Origin of the sequence: Pantoea rwandensis (assembly GCF_000759475.1) — a bacterium.
In the GTDB taxonomy this organism is placed as follows: Bacteria; Pseudomonadota; Gammaproteobacteria; order Enterobacterales; family Enterobacteriaceae; genus Pantoea; species Pantoea rwandensis_B.
This window is the reverse complement of record NZ_CP009454.1, coordinates 1,222,673-1,248,376: the sequence shown is the minus strand read 5'-3', so window position 1 is coordinate 1,248,376 and position 25,704 is coordinate 1,222,673. Positions and strand designations below refer to the sequence as shown.

Genomic DNA, 25,704 nt, shown 5'->3' with positions numbered 1-25,704 from the left:
CTCCAGGCCGCTGTTAACAGCGGCCTTTTTAATTGCCGTTAGTCTTCCCAACACGTTAACGGAAAACCTCATCCCAACCCTTAAACAGCAAGCTGGCATTCACGCCGCCGAAGCCAAAACCGTTCGACAACACATACTGCATCGCCAGCGGCTGTGGTTTTAACGCCACCAAATTCAGCCCTGCTGCGGCTTCGTCAGGGTGCAGCAGATTGAGCGTCGGCGGGGCGATTTGATCGCGCAGCGCCAGAATCGAGAAGATTGCTTCTACGCCGCCCGCTGCCCCCAGCAAATGCCCGGTGGCAGATTTCGTTGAGGTGATCGCCACCTCGCTGCCCGCAAACAGTGTGCGGATCGCTGCCAGTTCACCCTTATCCCCCACTGGCGTCGAGGTGGCATGCGCATTAATGTGCTGCACGTCGGCAGGAGTAATGCCCGCCTGCGCCAGTGCAGTCTCCATCGCACGACGAGCGCCCTCACCGGTTTCCGGTCCGGCGGTGAGATGATAGGCATCAGCGCTGGTGCCATAGCCGACTAACTCAGCCAGCGGTGTCGCACCGCGTGCCTGCGCATGCTCCAGTGATTCAATCACCAGCAGGCCAGCGCCTTCTCCCATGACAAAGCCATCACGATCGCGATCAAACGGACGAGATGCCTGTTCGGGATGATCGTTAAATCCACCCGACATCGCTTTCGCGGCGGCAAAGCCCGCCAGACTCACGCGATGGATCGCCGCTTCTGTACCGCCGCACAGCGCGATATCCGCTTCGCCGCTGCGAATCAACCGTGCCGCATCGCCAATCGCCTGCGCGCCCGCCGCACAGGCTGTGACGGGTGCGCCAATCGGGCCACTAAAGCCGTGGGCAATCGATACATGCCCCGCCGCCAGGTTGGCGAGGAAGGAAGGTATGGTAAACGGCGATAAGCGGCGCGGCCCGCGATTGGCGGTGGTTTCCACCGCATTGGCAATTTCGTTGAAGCCGCCGATTCCAGTGGCGATCACCGTGGCGGTACGCTGGCGCAGCGTCTCATCCTGCGGGAACCATTTGGCTTGCGTCAGGGCTTCGTGCGCCGCCACCAGCGCGAACTCAATAAAGCGATCCATTTTCTTGCGATCTTTCGGTGCGATCACGCGTTCGGGATCGAAGCCATGCTGAGGATCTTGCTCCAGCGTGGGCACCTGTCCTGCGACTTTGCAGCTGATGTCTTGCACCGTCTCTTCCGGTAAGGCGCTGATGCCCGATTTTCCTGCCAGCAGTGACTGCCACACGGCTTCTGTGCCGCAGCCAAGCGGGGACACCATGCCCATACCTGTAATCACAATACGTTTCATTGATAACTCCTTAAGCTGCGGGCTTTTTCATAAAAGGAACCAGCAGCGCAGCGATACAAAATCCGACCATAATCAGCCAGAATGCGTCCGAAAAGGCCTGGGTGCGCGCCTCACGCAACGTGAGTGAAGCCAGCGATTGCAGCGCCGCCGTGTGCGCCGCATCCGGGCTGAGTCCGTTGAAAATCAGGGCTGCGGTGCGCGATTGCAGATAGTCGCCCAAGGACAAACTGGCGCTGTTGAGGTGATCGGCCAGGCGGCTGAAGTGCAGATTGGTGCGGTCATTTAACACGGTGCCGCACAGCGCAATGCCGATAGCACCCCCGAGATTACGCATCAGATTAAACAGTCCTGACGCTAATTTTAGTCGTGCGGGCGGTAAGCTGCCGAGCGTCAACGTCACCGTAGGCGCGACGGCAAACTGCTGTGCCATGCCGCGAAACGCCTGCGGGAACAGCAGCTCTTTCGCCCCCCAGTCATGGGTGATCGGCACAAAGAAAAACATCGATACGCCAAAACTTATCAGGCCAAACGCCAGCAAAATGCGCAGATCGACGCGATTCGCCAGCCAGGCATAAAACGGGATCGACAGGATCTGAAAGATGCCGGTAGAGAAGATCGCTAAACCGATCTCCAGCGCACTAAAGCCGCGCACCTGGCTGAGAAACAGCGGCGTGAGATAGATGGTGGCGAAGATCCCCACGCCAGCCATAAACGAGAAATAACAGCCGAGGGTAAAGCCCGGATCTTTCAGGGCGCGTAGATCCATGATCGGCTTCGCGTGATTCAGGGTACGGATAACGAACAGCACGCCACACACCAAGGCGATCCAGCCCGTGGTGCTGATGGTGCTATCGTCAAACCAGCCCCAGCGCGGCCCCTCTTCCAGCGTGTATTCCAGACAGCCCAGCGACAGTGCCAGCAACAGGATGCTGAAGTAATCCGCTCCTCGCAGCAGGTCAGGGTTGGGGCTGTCGATCTTCACCAGGATCGGCACCGCAATGGCAATATAAATGCCGGGGATGATGTTGATATAAAACAGCCAGTGCCAGCTGAAGTTATCGGTGATCCAACCACCGACCGTCGGCCCCAGCGTTGGTGCTAATGAGGCCAACGCCCCCACTGTGGCGGCCGCAATCACTCGCTGCTTGCCCTGAAAAAAGGCAAAAGCCGTGGTGAACACCAACGGGATCATCGAGCCGCCCGCCAATCCCTGTAACGCCCGGAAGGCGATCATGCTCTGGATGTTCCACGCCCAGGCACAAAGTAAACTCATCAGCGTGAAGCCACAGGCGGAGACGGCAAACAGCCAGCGCGTAGACATCACGCTCGCCAGCCAGCCGGAAAGCGGAATAATGATGATTTCCGCAATCAGATAGCTGGTTTGCACCCACACGGTTTCATCATCGCCCGCCGACAGCCCCCCACCGATATCCCGTAACGAGGCGGAGACAATCTGGATATCCAGTAAGGCAATAAACATGCCGATGCACATCGTGGCGAAAGCAAAGACCTTTTTGCTGATCGGCATCTCCGCCGGTGCCAGCAGCGCGGCGACGCTGCTCATCGCGCGCTTCTCTCATCCACCGTCACCGTGACGGAAAGACCCGGCCGTAACAGGCCGAGCACTGCCGCATCACCGTCCAGCACAATGCGCACCGGCACACGTTGGACGATTTTGGTGAAGTTGCCGGTGGCATTTTCCGCCGGGAGAATGCTAAAACGCGAGCCGGTGGCCGGTGACAAACTGCCAACATGGCCGTCGAAGGTACGGCCGGGTAAAACGTCCGCCACGATATGCGCCGTTTGTCCGGGCCGCATATTGGCCAGTTGGCTCTCTTTGAAGTTGGCATCGATCCATAGCCCTTGCGCCGGCACCAGCGACAGCAATTGTGTACCGCTGCTGACAAAGGAACCTGACCACGCACGACGATTGCCGACTACGCCATCAAAAGGGGCGCGGATCTCGGTGTATTCGAGATTGAGCTTCGCCATCGCCAATCCCGCTTGTGCCTGGGTCAAAGCTGCTTTGGCCTGCTGATCACGCGCATCCAGCACCTGCAACTGACGCTCGGCGACGGTTTTATCCGCACGGGTTTTGCTCTCTTCCGCCATCGCCTGATGGTAGTCCGCTTGTGCATGATCGCGGATTTGCTGTGAGACCGCTGAACTACTGGCCAGCGCACTGTAGCGGCGCTGATCTGAGGTGGTTTTCAGCGTCACTGCCTGCGCCGCCAGCAGAGAAGCGTGCGTGCCGGCGATGGTCGCGAGCTGTAGCTGGCGCGTAGCAGCAATGTCGCTTAACGCGGCTTGCTGTGCCGCCACTTCCCCTGCGGCCTGATCCACCGCGGCCAGATAATCCCGGTTATCCAGTTGTACCAGCAGATCACCCTTTTTCACCCATGCGTTATCCTGCACCGCCAGCGCGTGGATATAGCCGGAGACTTTCGCCGAGATGGCACTGATATCGGCGCCGACATAGGCATCATCGGTGGAAGGCATAAAGCGCGCGGTGTGCCACCAGTAATAGCCATAACCTGCCGCCGCTAAACCGCCGATCGTCAGCGCCAGCAACAGTGCCGATTTTTTGCGTGTAAGCGTCATGATTGCTTCTCTGACAGCGCGGGCGGCGCGAATTTCTGTGTGGTATCGCCGGCACGTTTTTTCTGCAGATAATCATGGCGATAGTGCATCATCGGCACCGCCGCTGGACCCGGCACCATTTGGTATTTGTCGAGCGTCAGCGGTTGGCCATTTTCACTATCGACCAGTTGCAGCTTCACCGGGCGCTGCGTGGCGGTTTCCACCAACTGCATCTGACGTCCTTCCGGCGAGAAGTGATTGCTGCCCCACTCGGCCAGCGCCAGAATCACACCGCGAAAATCTCGTCCGGCCGGGGTGAGATGGTATTCGTAACGAGCGGGCGTGGTGCTATAGCACACCTTTTCCAGCAAACCGTCTTCCACCAGCTCTTTCAGGCGACGTGACAGAATGTTGGGTGCCACGCCGCTGCTTTTTTGGAACTCATCAAAGCGGGTGAAGCCAGCCAGTGCATCGCGCATGATCAGCATGCTCCAGCCATCGCCGACGCGGCCCAGGCTGCGGGCGATAGGACAAGGCATGTGGTAAAGCGGTTCGTTTTTCATGGGAAGTATTCCGCAAAGGTCTGATGCGGAATACTGTTGCAGAGTGACTTTCATTTTGCAAGTAACTTGCAAAATGAAAGCAAGGAGTGTTCATTGTGAAACGCAAAGCATTGCGCCGCTATCAGAGAGCAGCAAGCCCGGTAGCGCGCGCAAATTTGCCAAAAAAAAACGGCAGCCACACTGGGCTGCCGTTTCATCACCACTGAGCAATCTCTAGGTGCGCACGCGCAGCGCCGCCTCGATCTTGTCGGCGATCTTAGTGACCACATAGGCAATCACCATATAGAACACCACTGCAATCAGGAAGGCTTCGAGGTAGTAGAAGTTCAGTGCCGCCGTCAGCTGCGCCTGGGCAAAGATATCCACCACTTCGATGGCAAACGCCAGCGACAGGGCTTTCATGATCACCATAAAGGCATTCGCCAGATCGGGGATCGCCGCCACAATAATCTGTGGGAACATCACCCGACGGAACAGCTGTCCGCCGCTGTAGCCCAGCGATAAAGCCGCATCGGATTGTCCGCTGTCGAACGAGTTCAGTGCACCTTTCCACACTTCGGCCTGGAATGCCGCAACACAGGCACTCAGCGCCACAATGATGATCACCCAGTTCGGCAGTGAGTGGGCATTCACCTCGACGCCAAACAGCGTGGCAACAAAGTGCAGCGCCGGTGGCAAGCCGTAATAGGCGAGGAAAATCACCACCACCATTGGCACGCCTTTGAAAGCGATTTTGTAGGTGATCACCAACTGGCGCAGCAGCGGAATGCGGCGATGCTCAATAAAGGCAAACAGCCCGCCCAATAGCGTCGAACAAATAAACACCGTGACCGCCATCAGCAGCGTCACCGGTACCGCATCGAGAATGCTCCAGAAGTCCGGCAGCAAAACCTCAGCATCAAACATGGTTTGTCTCCCCTTCTCAGACGCTGGTAGTGAACTTCACGCGCGGCGCAGACTTCGAGCTGTACTTCGCATGGCGTTGTTCAAAGAAGCGGATCACCAGCCACGCCACACCGCACAGCAGTGAATAGAGCACGGCCAGCACCAGATAAGTGCCGAACTGATACTGGTTGTAATCGCGTTCCATGATCAGGTGCGCGGTTGCCATCACATCCGCCGCCCCGATGTACATCACCAGCGCCACGTTGTGAATCAGATAGATAATCGCATTGCCGTAGCCCGGAAGTGCAAAATGCACCGCCTGCGGCCCAATCACGCGCAGCATTTTCTGGCGGAAGCTGTAGCCGAGGCTGTCAGTAGCATCGTGCTGACCGCGCTCCACCGCCAGATACGCTGGGCGCATCACTTCAGAGAGATAGCCGCCATGGTATAGGCTCAAGCCAATCATCGCCGCCACGTTGGCCGTGAAGAAATCGCTAAAACCAAAATTATCGGTAATCAGCGGCATGCCGTAAAACGCGACAAACAGCTGTAAAACCACCGGCACGCTGCGCGCGTAGGAAACATAGAGATCGGCCAGTTGGCTGATCACGGGAATACGGCGCACGCGAAAAACGGTGGCGATCAGCGCCAGAAAGAACCCGGCAATCATCGCGACAAACATGATGCCGAGCGTCAGTGGCAGCGCCGACAGCAGTTCTGGAATCATGGAGGATAGATTCACGGTGAAACACTCCTGCTAAAAAGGACAGCATGCGCCCGGCTTAACACCGGGCGCAGTGAATCTATTACTTCATGTATTTAGTGACTTCTTCGCCGAACCACTTCTGCGCCAGCTTATCCAGTGTGCCGTCATCTTTCAGTTCTTTCAGCGCTTTATTCACGTCATCGTTCAGGGCCTGGTTTTCGGCAGAACGGTGGATCAGCACATAGGTGTTGTTAATCACCACTGGCTCACTGGCTTTGATCGCCAGTTTCTGGTTGTCAATCACCGTCTGCTCACCGAGGTTTGAAGGCAGGATCAGCGCATCGTACTTCCCGTTCTGCACTTCTTTCAGGCGATCCGGATAAGGCACGCCCGCGCTGGACGCTTTGATGGTGATTTTGTCGTTCGGGTTATCCTGCTGCCACTGAGTGACGAATTTATACACGCCGCCGCCTGCGGTCACCGGCACGATATTCTTACCGACCAGATCCTTCATGCCGTTGATATTGCTGTCGCTGCGGCTGTAGATCTTCATCAGGCTGGCACCGATCGGTGCATCCGGGATCAGGAACTGTTTGCTGCGCGCTGGCGCTTTGTAGTAACCGCCGGTCGCCATGTCGTACTTGCCGGTCACCAGGCCCGTTTCCTGCGCGATATCCGCCGCGCCTTCCATCACAAATTTGTACTGTGGCAATTTAGCGTTGATGGCTTTGAGCACGTCCGGCTCGTAACCCTCAGGTTCGTGACCGATCGCGCCCCATGACAGCGGTTTGGATTCCGCTGCGGTGGCGATTTTGATGGTGCGAACCGCGTCAGCAAAGCTGTTACCGCTGATCAGGGCTAAAGCGATGATGCCAGGCGCGGCCAGGCGACGTAATGTGGTTTTGATTGCAGGCATGTCTTTGATTCCTTTAATTATTAGAATGCTCGTTCTGAACTGAGGAACTGTGCAAGGCGCGGCAGGGTTGGGTTATCAAACATCTCTGCCGGACTGCCCTGCGCGGCCACGACACCCTGATCCATAAACACGATGCGATTCGAAATGCTTTTCGCGAACTGCATCTCATGCGTCACCAGCAGCGAGGTAATGCCGGATGACGCCACGTCTTTAATCACTTTCAGCACTTCACCCACCAGCTCAGGATCGAGCGATGAGGTCGGTTCATCAAACAGCATCACATCCGGACGCACCGCCAAAGCACGGGCGATACCGGTACGCTGTAACTGGCCGCCAGAGAGTTGCGACGGATAGTGATCGAGCTTGGTACCCAGACCCACGCGTTCCAGCTCCTGCACGGCGATGTCGCGCGCTTGCTGTTTGGTTTTACGCTGGATGACGATCAGCGGATCCATCACGTTTTCCAGCACCGTCATGTTTTTGAATACGTTGAACTGCTGGAATACCATGGCGGTGCGCAAGCGGATCGCCTGGATCGCCGCTTTATCCGGTGACTGATAATCCATGCGGATCTGATCCAGCTGAATCGTCCCGGCTGATGGCTTCGCCAGATAGTTGATGCAGCGCAGCAGCGTGGTTTTACCGGTGCCGCTTGGCCCGATGATCGATACCACATCGCCGCGTTTTACCGACAGATCAACCCCTTTCAGGATCGGATTGCTGCCGTAAGAGAGCGTAATATTGTTGAGTTCTAACATCCGGTGCAGCCCTTATTTGTTCAGGTCAGCATGGCCGAGCACATGCATCAGACGGTTGGCCCAGCCGAAAATGGCGATGGCGTGGATCAGATCGATAATCTCCTGATCGTTCATGCCGACGGCACGCAGTGCCGCCACATCTTCCGGTGTGGCCTCAGAAGGCGTAACCGATAAACGGCGAGCAAAGCGATAGATCGCCGCATCGCGTTCACCTAATACATTCGCTCTATCAAAATAGATGGCACTGACCACGGCGTCACTGTCGGCCAGCTGTGCATGACGGCGCGCATGCACCACCGCGCAATAACGGCAGCCGTTGACGATCGAAGCCCCCAGCGCGCCCAGCTCACGATCGGCGCGATCGAGGCCACCTTCGACATACATAATGGCGTTGAACAGCCCGGTACGTGCGGTGTAACTCTCGGGATCGTGCACCAGCGTGCGCACGTACTCGGAGATCTTCTTGTTGGACGGCGTGACTTTCATCGCATCCAGCTGCGCCGGTGTCGCCTGTTCTACATCGACTGGCGTGATGTACGGATGCCAGTGCAGCGGCTTGAGATTTACCGACGGAATCATGCGGACCTCATCAAACGTAAGCCAGCCGCCACGCGCGTCTGGAAGTTAACAAAGGCGATCAGCTCAGAGAGCGCAACAATTTGCGGGTTGCTCAAACCGGCCTGCTCCAGCAAGCGAATATGCTGTTCGGTAGCCTGAATGGGCTGTTGCGTGACCATGTCGGCATGGCGCGCAATCGTGGCCAGCGGCTCTTCCGCTACGGCGCAACCTGAAGCCAGCGCCAGCAGGGCTTCAGACGGATTTAACACCGCCAGTTGCGCCTGGTAATCACGTTGCAGCGGCGCATCGTAGTTCAACACCGCCATACGCTGCGCCAGCGCCAGACGCAGATCCGCAGGTAAACCCTGATCGTCTTCCGGCGTCAGTACAGACACACGGCACGCTTCCGCACCCTCAACAAATTCGGGACGCAGGCGGCGCGTCTGATACAACGCCTCTTCTGGTGTTAATCCGGCTGCTTGATCAATAGCGTCGCTCACAACGCGTTCTCCTGTTTTAGTAACGGGGTTGAATCCACCCATTCATCGCCCTGTAGTTCAGGGGTGTCAAAAGCTTGTAAGTTGGCGTAGTGCTGCTCGACGTCCTCGGCAAACAGTGAGGCAGTAATACCGCGCACCAGGCGATCGGCCCCGGCGCTCACCGCAGGAATATCGCCGGAGACTTTACCGTGCGTCAGCATCGCGGCATCGTTGAAGCAGTAGATGTGTGCCAGCATTGGGCAGGCATCAGGCGTCAATTCGCGGAACTCGAACGAAGAGCCGAGATCCGGTGCTTCCAGCAGACTGTGGCGCGGATTGCCCATCTCAGGTTGATAGCGACCGTCAGACCAGCTGCGAATATGCGGCGCGATAGTGGCAAACTCCGGTCGGCCGTGGAAATCGTTGGTGAAGCCGGTGGCGGCGATCAAAAAATCGTAGTGCAGTGCACCCTGGGTGGTTTCAATCACCAGACCGTTTTCTTCCTGTTTGACGGCGTTAATTCCGCAGTCGAGGAAGAAGCGCGCATTTTCATGGCGTGACACACGCAGGGTTGAAGAGCGCGGCGGTGGCGTTTGGGTGGCGGCGGTATAATCGACGAATTTCCATTTCCACGCGTCTGGCAGCTGATGCATGCCGTGCACCACGCCCTGGCTACCAATCCCGGTCATTTTATTGATGCGCGGCATCTCTTTACGACGAATCAGCAGATCCACTGCGCCCGCGCCCTGCTCCAGCGCGGTAGCCGCGTTGTCCATCGACGATGCGCCTGCGCCAATCACGGCAATGCGCTTGCCTTTTAAGGCCGTGAAATCGATGTCATCAGCGGAGTGTGCCCAGAACTGACGATCAATGCCCTGTAGGAAATCCGGTACGGCGAAACCACCGAGACCAGAACGTCCGGTGGCGAGCACCAGGCGACGCGTGTAAACCCGATCGGTTTCGGCACCGTCCAGATCCAGCGCAATCAAATCCCCGGCCTGCGCAATGTGAGTGACGCGCACATTGTTCTGTACCGGCAGATTCAATACCTTGCGATACCAAATCAGGTAATCCATCCACTGCGCTTTAGGGATCTTGTCCAGCGCCTGCCACGCCTCTTTGCCCCACTGCGCCGTGAACCAGGCGCGGAAGGTCAGCTGTGCGAGGCCGAGTGCCGGGCCGTGCAACGTTTTCGGTGAGCGCAGGGTTTCCATACGCGCAAAAGTGATCCACGGACCCTCCAGCCCAGCGGGTGCGGCGTCATAAGCCACCACATTGCTGATGCCGGTGAACTGCAATTTGGCGAGTGCCGCCAGACCGCACATGCCTGCGCCAATCACCACCACATCGCGGACCGGCGCACTCTGAAAGGTGCGTTCCGGTACCCAGGATTTGGCGGGCAGTTCCAGAAATTCCAGATCCTGCTGAAGCTGAGCTTCTAATGCGGCAAGACCGTTGGCGGCATATGTCATAGAGAGATTTCCCTGGTGTCAGCGATCGCGTTGAGAGCGAGCGAAAACGATGAAAACACGCCGATGACCCTACCTTTTTTATTATCTATAAAACGCATAATAGGTAGCTAACAATCATCAATACGCATAGTAAGAGCTAAGTTTTCGCATAATCCTCTTGCCCTAAATGTGAGTCAAGATTTTCGCTCAGGATTTGACCAATGGATTTCTTATATCTTATGCCGAAAAAGTTATAAGCGTTGAATGGCGGGTAATCCTTCGCGGTTGATGAAGCGATGATGCCGCTGTTAATTGCACGATAAATTATGCCGCTACGATTAGGTAGGAACATCCCGTGCCGAGTTGCATGCCGTTCTGATGCGTAGCGGCGCGAGTTATCGCGCTTGTTGAAGCGATGATGCTGCTGTTAAATGCACGATAAATCGTGCCGCGACGATCAGGAAGGAACATCCCGTGCCGTGTTGCGTGCCGCTATGACTCCTGGTTGATCACTCGCATGATGCGCGGATGCTCGCTGGCGGGCAGGCGTTCAAATCCTGGCAGCAACTCGGCCGCAACGTCTGCCAGCGCTTCCACCAGCGCCTGGGCCGCGCTGGAAATCTGCCGACCTTGCGGCGTGATCACGCCAAAGAAGTAAGGAATGTCTTCCTGAATCGGACGGATTGCCACCCCAGCCAGCGGCATGCCCCAGCCTGTCACCGGTTCGAGGATCGCCACGCCCAATCCGGCACGCACGCAGCCCAGAATATTCGCCGAGGAGTTGGTTTCGATGGTTTCCAGCAGTGGCGCTTTGACTTTCTTCAGCGCTTTTTCGTAACGACCACGCAGGCGTTGCGGACTCCATGGCGCAATCAAACGGCGTCCAGCAAGCTGGCTCAGCGAGAGCGAACTGTGTGCCGCCAGTTCATCCTCTTCCGGCAGCGCAATCACGCACTGTGATTGCCCAATCCAGTGCAACTCCACCGCATGATGCTCCAGCGGCAAGCTACATAATCCAATATCGGCTTCAGCGGTGATCACCGCATGCGCGGTCTGCTCCGCCGATTCGCTGATAATCTGCACTTTGTTTTGCAGGTTCAATGCCGCCAGCGCCTGGGGCAGCAACCCGGCGGCCAGTGCCGGCGTGGCGGCAATACTGAGCGGGCGATGCTGCTGATGCGCGATCTCTTGTGCGCGGAGTCGGATCTGTTGCAGCGACAGCAGCGCTTTCTGCACATACTGATGCAGCTGCAGTGCTTCTTCCGAGGGGTGAATACGCGGGCCGTTGCGGATAAACAGCGGATAACCCAGCGACTGCTCCAGCTCCTGAATCAGGCGGGAGACGGCGGGCTGCGAACGATTGAGCGCTTTGGCAGCCGCCGTAACGCTGCCCGCTGAAATTACCGCCGAGAAGGCTTCCAGCTGACGCAGATCGAGGTCGTTTAACAGAGTCATCGCGTGGTTACTTCCCTAAGTCACTGATCGTTCCCGACAATAACGCGGGAAAAAATTCATCATAGAGAGAGTTATGCGAATTAGCCACTGCGGGAAAAACTGCGCGGTGGTCGTCATGCTCGTCAGTTAAGCGACGGGTGACAACGCAGTCTGGTGTCGTACAGGGGCTGGCCTGCTCTTTAGCTTCAGTGCGTGTGGTAAAAGGGGGCACGATAGTGGAGGCCAGAGCGCCTCTGCTGCTGCAAGGGCTATCCACAGCGCTCATAATTTCAGGATGCACATTGGTCGCTACCGGTCATTGCAGGGTGCGCATTACTGCGCACCGGAAGCAGCACCTTAATATTTAGCGCACCTTATTCTGTGCAAACTCACTGTAATTTTCCCGGGTAATCAGTTGATAAGGAATAAAGGTATCCTTCGCCACCTTCTCGCCTTTCACCAACGCAACCGCCGATTGCACCGCACCATCGCCCTGACCTTTTGCATCCTGAAACACCGTCAGGCTCATCTCGCCACTCTTGATGAACTGCAACGCATCCGGTGTGCCGTCAATGCCCGCCACCTGCACGTTCTTCGCGCCCGCCTGCTTGAGTGCCAGAATGGCACCGATCGCCATCTCATCATTGTTGGCGACGATGGCGTTGATATCCTGGCCGGTAAGCAGCCAGTTGGTGGTGACATCATTGGCTTCTTTGCGGAAGTACAGCGCGGATTGCTTATCCAGCACCTTCATGCCCGGATGCTGCGCAATCACCTCTTCTACCCCTTTAGTGCGTTCGCGGGTATCTTCGCCCGACAGATTCCCCATCAGGATCATCACATTGCCTTTATCCCCCATCTTCTTCGCCAGTGCTTCCATTTGTATTTTTCCAGCCAGACGTGGCTCCGATCCAACATAGGCCATGCGATCACTCAACGGGGTTTCTGGCCGACGGTTAACGAATACCAGCGGCACGTTAGATCGCTGTGCCAGTGCGATAATCGGTTTCATTGCCTGGGTATCGGTAGGCGTGACGATGATGGCGTCAACGCCCTGGCCGATAAAGGATTCCACCTGCTGCAACTGCTGTGCGGAATCCCCTTTCGCATCCTCAAACTGTCCCTGAACATCACCAAGCTGTTTCATTTTGCTCGCCATCGCCTGGCGCAGGATGGTCTGAAAGTTATCGTCGAAGTGATCCATGCTGACCCCAATGCTGAGATCTTTCGCCATCACGCTCACGGGTAGCGCGCACAGCAGTGCCAGTGCGGTAAGGTGTTTTTTTAATTGCATAATCTGACCTTATTGTATGGATTTGTAGGGGGCAGAATCGGCGCATCCTTACTCGGGATAAGCACCGGCAACATTCTGGTCGTAATCGATTAATGCACCGGTCATCACACCGGCTTCCTGACTGAGCAGATAGCTGGCGAGGCTTGCCAACTGCTGCGGCTTACAAAGCTGTCCCATCGGCTGCGAGGCCTCGGCACGTTCCAGCCAGCCATCTGTCGCGCCGTGATATTTTCGTTGGGTGAGATCCTCGCCTGGCGTGTCCATCCAGCCGGGCAAAATGGCATTGCAGCGAATACGGTTGCCGCGATAGGCATTGGCTACGTTTTTAGTCAGCGTGGCGAGCGCGCCTTTAGAGGCGGAATAGGGTGCCAGATAGGATTGCCCACAGTGCGCGCACTGCGACAGGATATTGACGATCGCCCCACTGCCACCCTGAGCCAGCCGATGGCGCACAAAGCCTTGCATCAGAAAGAAAGGTGCGCGCGCGTTGGTATTGAACATCTGATCCCAGAGTGCCACTGGGGTATCCACCAGTGTGCCGCGTGCGCCCAGTGCGGCGGCATTTACCAGCACGTTCACGTCGCCAAAGGCAGCGACCGCCCGCTCGGTTAATGCCAGGCACGCATCCACATTCTGCAAATCCAGCGCGACGAACTGCGCGGTGGCGCCCCGTTCAGCCAGTTTGGCACTGGCACGCGCGCCCTTCTCTGCATCACGCCCGGCAAGGATCAATCGTGTGCAACCCTCCCGTACCAGTTGACGTGCGATGGCAAAACCCACGCCCTGTGCGCCACCGGTCACGATGGCAATGGTATTCGTATGTCGGCCAGCAGTGTTACGCATGATGGAACTCCTGATCTAATCCAGTGAGGTGCAGGGTTTTACCCAGTCTGAGTGATTCGGTGGCAGCTTCTGCGAGCAGTGCGGCTTTCAGTCCGTCCAATGCATTGACCGGCATTGGTTTGCCGCTCTGTGCACACTCCAGGAACAGCCGCATCTCCTCCACATAGCTGGGGCCGTAGCGCTCCATAAAGAATTCAAGAATCGGTGCGGCACAGCCCGGCGCATCTGGTGCATAGCGGGTAAAGCCAGACTGGCGCGGGTTATCGGACATCACCATGCCGCTGGCACCAAAGGCTTCAATGCGTTGGTCAAAGCCATAGCTGCAGCGGCGGGAGTTGAGGATAGTGACGAGTGTGCCGTCCTCCGCCAGTAACGTCACGCTGGCAGTATCCACATCTTCCAGGCGACCGATTTCGGGATCGATAATCGACGATCCGTGCGCGGTGATACTGACAAACTCTTTGCCGACAATGCCGCGTGCCATATCGAAATCGTGGATCATCATGTCGCGGAACAGGCCGCCGGAGCGTGGAATGTATTCCAGCGGCGGCGGGAAGGGATCGCGACTGGTGATGGTCAGTTGCTCAAGACGACCAATCTCACCGGCCTGTACCGCATGGCGCACCGAGGCATGCCCACGGTCAAAGCGACGATTGAAGCCAAGAAACACCCGCTGAGCGGCCTCGCTGCCGATGATCTCAATGCAATGCCGCGCATCCGCCAGGCTGCTGGCGATCGGCTTTTCACACAGTACCGGTTTACCGGCATTGACGGCCGCAATGATCAGTTCCACATGGGTATCTGACGAGGTGGCGATCACCACGGCGCTGACCTGAGGGTGACTGATGGCCGCTGCCGCGCTCGATGCCACCGCCGCTCCGGTTTCTGCTGCCATCGCATCTGCTGCGGCGCTAACCGGATCGTACACCGCCACAATCTGCCCACCTGCCTGGCGAATCGCTGCCGCGTGTACTTTCGCCATCCGGCCCGCACCGAGCAGCGCAATACCTGTTAATTGCGTCATGTTAACTCCTGAAATAAAAAGAGTGGCATTGGCTGAATAATTCACGCACTTTTATCTTTAACTTTTAAATAAAGACCGGTTTCTGCGCTGATTATTGGCCTGCGAAATTCATCGAATCGTTAAATAAACTCTACGCACATCACCCTTTGAAATTAATTGATGCATAAATGTTGATCAAATGCTGAATTGGCGGTAAACATTCACGCAATGATGGTTTCCCTTCAAAACGGATAATTAATGTGAGCGACATCAAAAAAACCACGTTGGATCAGATAGCTGCCGCCGCAGGCGTCAGTTTAAGTACCGTTGATCGGGTGATGAACCGACGTGGCGGTGTCTCACCCGCGCGGGAAGCCAAAGTGCTGGAGTGGGCCAATAAGCTCAATGTGGATCGCGTGCTGTTTCGCGGCTATTTGCCGATGCTGCGCGTGGCGGTACTGATGCAGTCGCCGAAGAATCCCTTTTATCGCGGCCTGCGTAATGCCTTCGCCGATATCGGCGCCACGCTGTCGGAAATGCGTCTTAACTGTTTTATTCACTATCTCGACCTGACTAAACCGCAGGGCACCATCAAGCAGATTCACCAGATTGCCTCGGTGAATGACGCGATGATTGTGGTCTGTCCCAACGATCCTGACGTTGCAGAGGCGCTAAGACAGATATCCGCCAAAACCCCGGTGGTGACGCTGGTTACGGACATTCCCACCAGCGGGCGAATCGCTTATGTGGGGCCGGACAACCGTCAAATGGGCCGCGCCGCCGGGGAACTCATGGGCCGCTTTTGCGGCAGTCAGGGCGGAGAGGTGTTGGTGGTGTTGGGGATGCAGCACATGATTGGGCACGAGGAGCGCGAGATGGGGTTTCGCTCAGTGCTGCGTGAGCGCTTCCCGTTATTTGCGATCAGCGAAACACTGGAGAGTGGTGAAGATCAAACCCGTGCCGGTGAAGTGGTGCGCAGAGCATTACAAAATAATCCGAATATTCGCGGCATTTATAATGTTTCAGCAGGTAATACCAATATCACACAAGCGATTAAGTCCCTTGGGCTGGAACAGCAAATGGTATTAATTACCCATGAATTAACTACCGAGCGTCGTCGTATGCTGCGTGAAGGGGTCATCGATGTGATTATCGACCAAAATCCGCATGAAGAAGCACGCCGTGCGCTGGAAATTATTGCTGTGCATTTCAATCGGGTGGAAAGTGATAAAAGCCCGGGCAGCTATACGCCGTTTAATATATATATTCGCGAGAACTGCCCGCCGGAATCGGAATTTAGTTAAGCATTCATCACAGTTTTTCAGTCAGCTCGCGCTTGTTGTCATTTAACAGGCGCAGCATCTCTCGCAGATAATCATCTTCATTGCCTTTTTGCCAGGCAATACTCAGCGGCAGACCTTTTATTTGCTCTGGCAAGGCCAATGCAATATAGCTGACGCTTTCGCTGTTCATGGTGCGATAGGATGCGGGTACCACTGCCAGCCCTAATCCCGCCCCAACCAAACTTAAAATGGTCTGTTTCTCTTCAGCGAACTGCGCGATGTGAGGCGTTAATCCCGCCTGTTTAAACAAACTCATGGTGAGATCGTGACTGTGTGGTCGGGTACGGCGGTCAGGGATAATCATCGCTTCATGCTGAAAATCTTCCACGGCGACCTGCGTTCTCCCCGCCAGCGGATGATTGTGTGGCACCGCCAGCACGCAGCTTTCGCGGGTAATAAAGCGCATGGCCAGTGAGGCATCAATCACCTGCGGCGCACGAATAATAATCATATCCAACCAGCCTGATTTTAATTTCGGGATCAGATTGACGGTTTTATCTTCGATAATATGAATATCGCTGGTGGGATGCAGTGGGATAAATAAGTTTAACAAGGCGGGCACTAATCCTCGCGCCGCGCTGTCTATCGCACCAATACGTAATGTTCGGCGCTCATCTTTTAATCCCACTTTAAAACGCAGGGCCAGCGCATCAAATTGATCGATTAATTTGCTGGCTTCGTCAAAAAATATCGCGCCCTCTGCCGTTAAAGAAACGTTGCGTGTTGAACGGTTCAACAAACGTACGCCGAGGTCCTCTTCGAGTAATCGAATGAAGCGAGAAAGTGACGCAGGCATCATTTCCATTCTTTGGGCTGCCCGACCAAAATGGAGTTCTTTACCCACTGCCACAAAACAACGCAGTTGATTTATATCCACATTTCCCTCGCCATTCGATTATTCAAATACTTTATATAATCCACTCTTGATGATCCGCCAGGTCAAAACTGCATACTGAACTCGATTACAAAAAAATAACACCACCCTACACAATCTGGAGCACTTTAATATGAACTCTCACCTCGAAAAAAGGGTGATGCGTAAAGTGACGTTACGCATTGTGCCCTTCATCATGCTGCTCTACTTCATCGCCTTTCTCGATCGCGTCAACATTGGTTTTGCCGCGTTAACCATGAATCAGGATTTAGGTTTCTCGCCCACGGTATTTGGTTTGGGTGCGGGAATCTTTTTCCTCGGTTATTTCTTGTTCGAAGTACCGTCGAATTTAATTCTGCATAAAGTCGGTGCGCGGATCTGGATTGCCCGCGTGATGATCACCTGGGGATTGGTCTCCGGCTGCATGGCCTTTGTGCAAGGCACCACCAGCTTCTACACCTTGCGATTCCTGCTCGGTGTGGCGGAGGCCGGCTTCTTCCCCGGCATCATCCTCTATCTCAGCTACTGGTTTCCGGCGGCTAAACGGGCGCAGGTCACGGCCATTTTTATGGCTGCGGCGCCACTCTCGACCGCGCTGGGTTCGCCTATCTCCGCTGCCTTGCTGGAGATGCATGGCTTCCTGGGCTACGCGGGCTGGCAGTGGATGTTTGTGCTAGAAGCCATTCCAGCATTGGCGCTCGGCGTGGTGGTGCTGTTCTTCCTTACCGATCGTCCGGCCAAAGCCAAATGGCTGACGGACGAAGAGCGGGCGTGGCTGGAAAACACCATGCAGGCTGAGGAGCTGGCGCGTGCGGCAAAACAGAGCCACAGCAGTGCCTGGCGCGGGCTGGCGGATAAGCGCGTGTTGGCGCTGGCGTTGGTCTACTTCGGCACGTCCGCAGGCTTGTACACCCTCGGCATCTGGTCACCGCAAATTATTCGCAGCTTTGGTGCTTCCTCGCTGGAGATAGGTTTCCTTAACGCCTTCCCGGCAGTGATCGGCGTCATCGCGATGATCCTGTGGGCACGCCACTCGGATCGCACTAAAGAGCGCAGCTGGCATGTGATTGGTGCCTGTTTACTGGCCGCAGCCGGACTGATTTACGCTGGTAACGTCAGCACGCTGTTTGCCGTGATTATCGCCCTGACGCTGGTCACCGTGGGGATCAGCGCCTCGAAACCGCCACTCTGGAGCATGCCAACCCTGTTCCTCAGCGGCCCGGCCGCCGCAGCAGGTATCGCCACCATTAACTCCATCGGCAACCTCGGCGGTTTTGTCGGCCCGATGATGATCGGTGTCATCCGCCAGCAAACCGGTAGCTACACCTGGGGTCTTTATTTCGTCGCCGGACTGCTGGCGCTCTCCGCCCTCGTCGTTCTGATTCTGTCTGCCAAAGCGAATAAACCGCAAACGGCAGAGATTCCTCATCCTCATACTCATTGATTGGAGAAGTAACTATGCGTAACTACAAAATTGCCGCGATTCCTGCCGACGGTATCGGCCCGGAAGTGATTTCAGCGGGCGTGGAAGTGCTGCAGGCGCTGACGCGTCAAAATCCACAGTTGAAGTTTGATGTGCAGACGTTTGACTGGGGTTCGGATTACTACAAAAAACATGGCGTGATGATGCCGGAAGATGGCCTGAACACGCTGAAAAAATTCGATGCCATTTACTTCGGTGCGGTAGGTGCGCCGGATGTGCCTGACCACATTACGCTGTGGGGCCTGCGTCTGCCGATTTGCCAGGGCTTCGACCAGTACGCCAACGTGCGTCCAACCAAAATTCTGCCGGGGGTCACCTCGCCGCTGCGCAACCGTGGTCCAGGCGATCTGGATTGGGTCATCGTACGTGAGAACTCAGAAGGTGAATATTCCGGTAACGGCGGTCGTGCGCACCGTGGCTTGCCGGAAGAAGTGGGCACCGAAGTGGCGATCTTCACCCGCGTTGGTGTCACCCGCATCATGCGTTATGCCTTTAAACTGGCGCAGTCGCGTCCACGCAAACTGCTGACCGTGGTGACTAAATCGAACGCCCAGCGTCACGGCATGGTGATGTGGGATGAGATTGCCGCTGAAGTGGCGCTGGAGTTCCCGGATGTGCAGTGGGACAAAATGCTGGTCGATGCGATGACGCACCGCATGACGCTGCACCCGCAGACGCTGGACACCATTGTCGCCACTAACCTACACGCCGACATCCTCTCCGATCTGGCCGGTGCGTTGGCGGGCAGTCTGGGCGTGGCACCGACCGCCAATATCGATCCACAACGCCGTTTCCCTTCCATGTTCGAACCGATTCATGGCTCGGCGTTTGATATCACCGGCAAAGGCATCGCTAACCCGATTGCCACCTTCTGGACTGCCGTGCAGATGCTGGATCACCTCGGCGAACCTGATGCGGCAGCGCTGATCATGGAAGGCATTGAGTACGTGTGCGAACAGGGCATTCTGACGCCGGATGTCGGTGGCACCGCCAATACCGCTGACGTGACGCGAGCCGTCGTGCAATTCATCGAAGCCAAAGCCAACGTCGCCGAGACCGCATAATCATGAGAAATGAACAGGCCGCAGAGATCCTGCGCGATATCTTTCAGCACGCTGTCGACAGCGCCCGCGCCGGACCGGTGATCCCCCCCAACCTGCCGGAAAAGCCACGCGGACGTTGCGTGGTGATCGGTGCCGGTAAAGCCTCCGCTGCGATGGCGGCAGCGGTGGATGCGGCCTGGCCAGATGTGGATGTCTCGGGCGTGGTGGTGACGCGTTACGGCCATGCCGTACCCGCGGGCCGCATCCGTATTCTTGAGGCAGCACATCCGGTGTCTGATGCCATGAGCGAAACCGCCGCGATGCTGATTGTGGAGACGCTGCGCGGGTTAACCCCGGATGATTTGGTGCTGGCGCTGATTTCTGGTGGAGGATCGGCGCTGATGGCGCTGCCCGCACCGGGATTAACGCTGGCCGATAAGCAGACGATTACCCGCGCCCTGCTGCACAGCGGCGCCAACATCAAAGAGATGAATCTGGTTCGCCGTCATCTCTCTGCGGTGAAGGGCGGCAAGCTGGCGGCGCTGGCCCAACCGGCGCGCATCGTGTCACTGATTATCAGCGATGTGCCGGGTGATAACCCGACGGATGTGGCTTCTGGCCCTACCGTTGCCGACCAGAGTACGCCGCGCGATGCGCTCAGGGTGTTGGAGCGCTATGGCATCGCAGTGCCGGAAGCGGTGCGTAAGGTACTGAACCAGCCGACCCGCCCGGTGGAAAATGCCGCGAACAGTGAGGTCAGGCTGATTGCGGCACCTGCACTCGCGTTGCAGGCTGCAGCGTTGGCCGCCCGCGCGCAAGGGCTGACCCCCTTGATTCTCGGCGATGCCATCGAAGGTGAAAGCCGTGAAGTGGCGGTGGTGATGGCCGGTATTGCCCGGTCGGTAAAGCAGTACGGTCATCCCGTTGTCGGGCCCGCTGTGCTGCTTTCCGGCGGCGAAACCACGGTCACTGTGGCAAACGGGCGGGCGGGCAAAGGCGGACGCAATACCGAGTTTCTGCTCAGTCTGGCCTGCGCATTGCAGGGTGAAAGTGGCATCTGGGCGGTAGCGGGTGATACCGATGGTATTGATGGCACCGAAGATGCGGCGGGTGCGTTGGTGTATCCCGATACGCTGGCACGCGGCAAGATCAACGGCCTAAGTGCCCCGGCCTACCTGGATGCTCATGACAGCTACAGCTATTTTCACTCCACCGGGGATTTAGTGATCACGGGCCCGACGCTCACCAATGTGAATGATATTCGCGCCATATTGATAGCCTGATATCGCCGCTACCGCGTGGAAGACAGACGGTGGGAAAGCCTTCGGCGGCGGTTTGGCGATTGCCAGTCCGATGGGGGTGATTTATTCCACCAATATCTCCCCGGATCCTAAGGCGGGTATTGGTGAATACACCGAGCAGGAGTTTGCCGATGCCGTGCGCAAAGGCGTGCGCCGCGATGGTAAAAATCTCTATCCGGCCATGCCCTATCCCGACTACCGTGGCGTCACCGATGCAGATATCCATGCGCTATATGTCTACTTTATGAAGGGCGTGCAGCCGGTAGTGGAAAAAGCACCGGAAACCTCGCTGATGTTCCCTTTCAGTCAGCGCTGGGGTATGTGGTTCTGGAATAAAGCGTTTACCGAAGATAAGCCATTTACCTCCCTGCCAACGGCACCTGAAGAACTGAATCGCGGCAAGTATCTGGTGGAAACCTTGGGTCACTGCGGCAGTTGCCACACGCCGCGCGGTATCGGCATGCAGAAAAAAGCGCTCAACGAATCCAACCCGCATTATCTGGCAGGTGGCGAACTCAACGGCTGGCCGGTGCCTGCTCTGCGCGGCATGCCGACCTGGAGCGTGAAAGATATCACCGACTATCTGGCGACCGGGCGTAACGACTTTGCCTCCGTTGGCGGCGAGATGACGGGTGTGGTGGAACACAGCATGCAGCATATGAATGATGCGGATTTGCAGGCGATTGCCCGCTACCTGAAGTCATTGCCTGCGGATGTGCCAGTGAAAAACCGTCGTGCTGCTGTCGATCAGGAAACGCAGAAAACCGCTGACTTCCTGACGCAGGGACATAATCTGAACGCGGGCCAAATGTTGTACATGAACAACTGCGAGGCCTGTCACTGGACCGATGGCAACGGGGCGAAAGGCATCTTCCCGCGCCTGAACGGCGGCGACATTGTGACAGCAGATAATCCTACTGGACTCATCAACATTATCCTGCAGGGTGCGCAGACTCCGTCTACGCCGAAAGCGCCTTCTGTGATGGCGATGCCGGACTTCTCAGGACGTCTCAGCGATGAGCAAGTCGCGCAACTGGCTACGTTTGTGCGCAGCGGCTGGAGCAATGATGCGCCGGCGGTTTCGGCAAAAGAGGTGCAGAAGGTTCGCGAGTCGCTGTCTGCGGATAAGAAGTAAGGTATTGATGCGTTTACGCTGCTGAAACGGCGTAAACGCTTTTTAAATATTCTGAACATTGCTTCTCTTAAAACATGATGGCATCACACCATCCATTCCTCACAAATTCATACTGCTAAATTTTCCAGTCAAATGAAACCGTCTCTCGATTGTAGGGAACGCATGACATTAGAAACAGAATAGTAGTACTCAAATAAGATCCCCACCTGCCAGATTGGTAAATAGAAATCCGCCAGAATAAATCAGTTAAATGCCCCCGAAAAATCAAAAAAAATATCAACATGTTGATAACTGATTTAAAATTCAACCAGGATTAAAATGAAAAAAATACCCTTTTTATTTTCGCTCATTTTCTTACTCTCTTCATTCAGCGCCCATGCTGTCATATCCATCACCAGTGCATCATACGATAGTAGTCACAACGTCACCCTTAGCTATAGCAGCACCTCAGGTGGAAACCCCACCACTGGCCCTGTTTGCAGGACAGGGGGGACGGGATGTTTTTTTGGCATTTGGGTTATTGATAATTCTGACGGCTCAGCGCGCGTCGTAAGAGGCGTGCGCTACGTTTTCGTATCCACCAGGGCGACTTGGGCGGAGGCCAACAGCGCATTTTTAAGGACTCATCCAGGCAGTGGCACACTGACTCATTTTACTTCTGGAAGCCCGCCTTATTCTGTTTGTGTTGGTGGCGCTGGCGCACTCAGCGCATATTTCCCCGGCACTGATTATCAAAATCAGCCCGGTACTGTGTGCCGGGCAGCGTCAGCTCCTCCGGTCCCCACCAGTTGCTCATTTTCAGGTTCACCAAACATCGACCATGGCACACTGCAAGCGGGCCAGGTTAATGGTAAAAGGGATAGCGTTTCAATCAATGTCATTTGTAATCGGGCAACCTCTGCCACCATTGCAAGCCTGGGCGGCACCATCAATTTGGGAGGTGGAGTGACATCAACCCTCACCTTTGATGGCCGCAGCTCTGGAACGATTTCTTTACCCAGCGGCACGTCAGCCCATACTGTCGCTTCCACGCTCAAAGCGACCAATCCAACGCCTGGCGATAAGAGCGGCAGCGGTACGATTGTGATAAATCTTCTCTAACAACATTCACGTTATAATTCATATCCTTATAGTTACCTCTCGCAACCCGGCAATAGCCGGGTTTTTCACAATATGTTGCTTGCATGTGACGCAGTTGTGCTCAAAAATAATACGCCTTCACTTTCTTGATTTATCGAATATTCAGGGACGTTATGACACAACCTGGCACTAAGCCGAATCACACCATGCTGCTGGCACTGCTGGTCGCAGTGACCTTCTTTATGGAAAACCTCGACGCCACGGTGATGACCACCGCGATCCCTCAAATGGCGCGGGATTTCACCGCCAGCCCGGTGGCGCTGAATGTGGGTGTCAGTGCCTATTTACTGGCTGTCGCCGTAGGCATTCCCACGAGCGGCTGGTTGGCGGAGCGTTTCGGCGCACGTACCGTGTTTGCTTGCGCCATTTTGATCTTTACCCTCGCCTCGGTGCTGTGCGGCCTCAGTGACACGTTACCGATGTTCACCCTGAGCCGTATTTTGCAGGGCATCGGCGGCGCGATGATGGTGCCGGTGGGGCGTATGGTGGTGCTACGCGTCACCGAAAAGAAAGACATGGTGAAAACCATCGCCTTTATTACCTGGCCTGGATTGATCGCCCCCGTACTCGGCCCGCCATTGGGTGGGTTGATTGTGACTTACGGGCATTGGCCCTGGATCTTCTGGCTGAATATTCCTCTTGGCATCCTCGCTATTATCGCCACTGGCTATCTGGTGCCGCAGTTCAAAGCAGAGCTGTTACGCCCCTTTGATGTGCGGGGTTTCGTCCTCACGGCCACCGCCTGTACGGCGTTGATCATCGCGCTGGAAGCCCTGGGCCAAATGCATCTCAGCCTCGGTATCCCGCTGCTGTTGGCCGGGATATTGTGTAGCGTTATGGCCTATCGTCACAGCTTTAGCCATCCGCAACCATTACTGCCGTTTAACGCGCTCACCATTAACACCTTCCGCAACGCAGTGGTGGGCGGTTCGTTTTTCCGCGCGTCGATAAATGCAGTGCCCTTCCTTCTTCCGCTATTGTTCCAATTGGGATTCGGCTGGAGCGCGGCACAAGCGGGTGCCATGGTACTGTGGGTGTTTGCCGGAAATCTGGCAATGAAACCGGCCACCATCTGGCTGATGAAACGCTTTGGTTTCCGTCAGGTATTGATGGTTAACGGCGTCATCAGTCTGGCAGCGATGCTGGGCTGTTTGCTGCTCAGCTCTTCCCTTGGCTATTTCGCAATTGCTGCCATTCTTTTTATTGGCGGATTATCGCGCTCGCTTCAGTTCAGCTGTTACAACAGTTTAGGCTTTGCCGATGTGCCGCAAACCAAAATGAGTGATGCCTCCGTGGTGTTCAGCATCTTCTTCCAGTTCAGCATGAGCGCCGGCATTGCATTAGCCGCTCTGTTCTTGCGCGGTTCGATGCTGTGGCAGGAGCATGCCACCATTGAACAGAGCGATATTCGTATCGCTTTCGCGGGTGTGGCTTTGTTGGTATTGATGTCTCTGTTCGATGTCTGGCGGCTGGAGAAAAACGCCGGTGCGCAGGTGTTGAGCCGATAACAGCAACTCTGCCCACACAGGGTATGGGGGTGGGCATTCCTGTTAAGATTCAGCAAGTGAAGATATTTTTATATTATTAGCAATAATCATTAATTACTCTCGTAATAATTACGACACTGCTCACAGTAACACTCATTTCGCAATGTTATAGTTTTTAGCAATGGGTTCCATCGTTCACTCTTATTCAAAACCCTAAGAAAGCCCCCTTATTTCTTCACATGTAATACATCCCTGACAAATAGCCCATTCACTCACTACACCAACACAAAACAAATCTTATTTTCATCAAGCAACCCTCCCTCCATAATGCCCCCAACGACGCCACTAAAAATAAATAAAAGGCTGAGCAGAATGAAACATGCAGATCTGTATTTGCATGTTCCAGGAGCACCTGATAGCAGTGTGCAAATACTAATATTTTATCAGATCAAAAGCGTAAATCATCGCGCATGCGCCTGATGCAATATTAGTGAACACCATATTTATCAATAATAAAATATGGGTACTAAACCAAATGGAAGACATTAAATGAAAAAGAGTATTATTGCCTTATCTATGTTAAGCCTGTTTGCTGTTTCCTCTACCCATGCTGCAAGTGGTACCGGAAAAGTCACCTTTACCGGCTCGATTATTGATGCACCTTGTTCTATCGCGCCGGGTTCATTGGATCAAACGGTATCTCTTGGTGCTATTTCCAACGTAGCATTGGCGGCGAACGGAAATACAGGTTCATCTAGCCCAAAACCCTTCAACATTGAATTGGAAGACTGTGTTATCGCTACGCCCGGCACCAAAGACAAAGTGACTGTCACCTTTACCGGCGCAGCCTCACCTTATGATTCTGAAAGCCTGGCGCTGGTCGGTGGTGATGCCAGCGGAGCCTCCGTTGTCCTGACTGATGGCGATGGTGTAAAGGTCAAACTGAACACTGCCTCTTCAGGCCAGACGGTGATCAATGGCAACAACACCCTGGCCTTCGCAGCACGTCTTAAAGGTGGTGGGGCCACGACGACCATCGTGCCTGGTAGCTTCCAGGTACCGACTAATTTCGTGCTGAATTACAACTAATAAAACGCA

Annotated in this window: 23 protein-coding genes and 1 pseudogene; 8 read left to right on the top strand and 16 right to left on the bottom strand. The window is 55.6% G+C overall.

What is annotated here, in order from left to right; genetic code table 11:
* Positions 1–55 precede the first annotated feature (55 nt).
* The 15 genes from fabF to iolG all read right to left on the bottom strand — a co-directional run bounded on the left by fabF (position 56) and on the right by iolG (position 14,821).
* Complete coding sequence (gene fabF, locus LH22_RS05805; protein ID WP_038644832.1) at positions 56–1,330, bottom strand: beta-ketoacyl-ACP synthase II; 1,275 nt, start codon at positions 1,328–1,330, stop codon at positions 56–58.
* A gap of 10 nt (positions 1,331–1,340) precedes the next feature.
* Positions 1,341–2,894, bottom strand: a complete 1,554-nt coding sequence (locus tag LH22_RS05800; RefSeq protein ID WP_038644830.1) for a DHA2 family efflux MFS transporter permease subunit — start codon at positions 2,892–2,894, stop codon at positions 1,341–1,343.
* Positions 2,891–3,931, bottom strand: a complete 1,041-nt coding sequence (locus tag LH22_RS05795; protein WP_038644828.1) for an HlyD family secretion protein — start codon at positions 3,929–3,931, stop codon at positions 2,891–2,893. Before LH22_RS05795 ends, LH22_RS05800 begins: the two co-directional genes overlap by 4 nt.
* Positions 3,928–4,473, bottom strand: a complete 546-nt coding sequence (locus LH22_RS05790; RefSeq protein ID WP_038644826.1) for a winged helix-turn-helix transcriptional regulator — start codon at positions 4,471–4,473, stop codon at positions 3,928–3,930. Before LH22_RS05790 ends, LH22_RS05795 begins: the two co-directional genes overlap by 4 nt.
* Positions 4,474–4,686: 213 nt before the next feature.
* Positions 4,687–5,379, bottom strand: a complete 693-nt coding sequence (locus LH22_RS05785) for an amino acid ABC transporter permease (protein WP_038644824.1) — start codon at positions 5,377–5,379, stop codon at positions 4,687–4,689.
* A gap of 16 nt (positions 5,380–5,395) precedes the next feature.
* Complete coding sequence (locus tag LH22_RS05780; RefSeq protein WP_197079577.1) at positions 5,396–6,085, bottom strand: amino acid ABC transporter permease; 690 nt, start codon at positions 6,083–6,085, stop codon at positions 5,396–5,398.
* Positions 6,086–6,164: 79 nt separating this feature from the next.
* The gene (locus LH22_RS05775) at positions 6,165–6,980 is read right to left on the bottom strand and encodes a transporter substrate-binding domain-containing protein (protein WP_034823325.1); all 816 of its coding nucleotides are present in this window, start codon (positions 6,978–6,980) and stop codon (positions 6,165–6,167) included.
* A 20-nt stretch (positions 6,981–7,000) separates the two neighbouring features.
* The gene (locus LH22_RS05770) at positions 7,001–7,738 is read right to left on the bottom strand and encodes an amino acid ABC transporter ATP-binding protein (RefSeq protein ID WP_038644820.1); all 738 of its coding nucleotides are present in this window, start codon (positions 7,736–7,738) and stop codon (positions 7,001–7,003) included.
* Positions 7,739–7,750: 12 nt separating this feature from the next.
* Positions 7,751–8,317 (bottom strand): peroxidase-related enzyme, encoded by a 567-nt coding sequence (locus LH22_RS05765; protein ID WP_038644818.1) that lies wholly within the window; start codon positions 8,315–8,317, stop codon positions 7,751–7,753.
* Positions 8,314–8,796, bottom strand: coding sequence for a CMD domain-containing protein (locus LH22_RS05760; protein ID WP_038644817.1), 483 nt, complete (start codon positions 8,794–8,796; stop codon positions 8,314–8,316). Before LH22_RS05760 ends, LH22_RS05765 begins: the two co-directional genes overlap by 4 nt.
* Positions 8,793–10,247 (bottom strand): NAD(P)-binding domain-containing protein, encoded by a 1,455-nt coding sequence (locus LH22_RS05755; RefSeq protein WP_038644815.1) that lies wholly within the window; start codon positions 10,245–10,247, stop codon positions 8,793–8,795. The genes LH22_RS05760 and LH22_RS05755 overlap by 4 nt, the downstream gene beginning before the upstream one ends.
* Positions 10,248–10,718: 471 nt before the next feature.
* Positions 10,719–11,681 carry a LysR family transcriptional regulator gene (locus LH22_RS05750; protein ID WP_038644813.1) on the bottom strand — a complete coding sequence of 321 codons (963 nt, stop codon included), beginning with the start codon at positions 11,679–11,681 and terminating at the stop codon, positions 10,719–10,721.
* 343 nt (positions 11,682–12,024) lie between these two features.
* The gene (locus LH22_RS05745; RefSeq protein WP_038644811.1) at positions 12,025–12,954 is read right to left on the bottom strand and encodes a sugar ABC transporter substrate-binding protein; all 930 of its coding nucleotides are present in this window, start codon (positions 12,952–12,954) and stop codon (positions 12,025–12,027) included.
* Between the two features lie 48 nt (positions 12,955–13,002).
* Positions 13,003–13,797 (bottom strand): SDR family oxidoreductase, encoded by a 795-nt coding sequence (locus LH22_RS05740; protein WP_038644809.1) that lies wholly within the window; start codon positions 13,795–13,797, stop codon positions 13,003–13,005.
* On the bottom strand, positions 13,790–14,821 hold the full coding sequence (gene iolG / locus LH22_RS05735; protein ID WP_038644807.1) for an inositol 2-dehydrogenase: 1,032 nt from the start codon (positions 14,819–14,821) through the stop codon (positions 13,790–13,792). Before iolG ends, LH22_RS05740 begins: the two co-directional genes overlap by 8 nt.
* A 239-nt stretch (positions 14,822–15,060) precedes the next feature.
* Between iolG and LH22_RS05730 the strand changes: the two genes are divergently transcribed.
* A complete protein-coding gene (locus LH22_RS05730; RefSeq protein WP_038644805.1) occupies positions 15,061–16,104 on the top strand; it encodes a LacI family DNA-binding transcriptional regulator in 1,044 nt (347 codons plus the stop codon).
* A 7-nt stretch (positions 16,105–16,111) separates the two neighbouring features.
* Here LH22_RS05730 and LH22_RS05725 read toward each other — a convergent pair whose 3' ends face one another.
* A complete protein-coding gene (locus tag LH22_RS05725; RefSeq protein ID WP_038644804.1) occupies positions 16,112–17,020 on the bottom strand; it encodes a LysR family transcriptional regulator in 909 nt (302 codons plus the stop codon).
* Positions 17,021–17,150: 130 nt separating this feature from the next.
* Between LH22_RS05725 and LH22_RS05720 the strand changes: the two genes are divergently transcribed.
* The 7 genes and pseudogenes from LH22_RS05720 to LH22_RS05695 all read left to right on the top strand — a co-directional run bounded on the left by LH22_RS05720 (position 17,151) and on the right by LH22_RS05695 (position 25,695).
* The gene (locus tag LH22_RS05720; RefSeq protein ID WP_038644802.1) at positions 17,151–18,461 is read left to right on the top strand and encodes an MFS transporter; all 1,311 of its coding nucleotides are present in this window, start codon (positions 17,151–17,153) and stop codon (positions 18,459–18,461) included.
* A gap of 14 nt (positions 18,462–18,475) precedes the next feature.
* Positions 18,476–19,564 (top strand): tartrate dehydrogenase, encoded by a 1,089-nt coding sequence (locus LH22_RS05715; protein ID WP_038644800.1) that lies wholly within the window; start codon positions 18,476–18,478, stop codon positions 19,562–19,564.
* 2 nt (positions 19,565–19,566) lie between these two features.
* On the top strand, positions 19,567–20,826 hold the full coding sequence (locus tag LH22_RS05710; protein ID WP_038644799.1) for a glycerate kinase type-2 family protein: 1,260 nt from the start codon (positions 19,567–19,569) through the stop codon (positions 20,824–20,826).
* 28 nt (positions 20,827–20,854) lie between these two features.
* Positions 20,855–21,979 (top strand): annotated as a pseudogene (locus tag LH22_RS05705) (c-type cytochrome); the annotation flags it as partial.
* Between the two features lie 318 nt (positions 21,980–22,297).
* Positions 22,298–23,080, top strand: a complete 783-nt coding sequence (locus LH22_RS20520; protein WP_156102776.1) for a hypothetical protein — start codon at positions 22,298–22,300, stop codon at positions 23,078–23,080.
* Between the two features lie 152 nt (positions 23,081–23,232).
* On the top strand, positions 23,233–24,627 hold the full coding sequence (locus tag LH22_RS05700; protein WP_038644797.1) for an MFS transporter: 1,395 nt from the start codon (positions 23,233–23,235) through the stop codon (positions 24,625–24,627).
* A gap of 528 nt (positions 24,628–25,155) precedes the next feature.
* Positions 25,156–25,695, top strand: a complete 540-nt coding sequence (locus tag LH22_RS05695) for a fimbrial protein (protein WP_038644796.1) — start codon at positions 25,156–25,158, stop codon at positions 25,693–25,695.
* Positions 25,696–25,704: the final 9 nt, after the last annotated feature.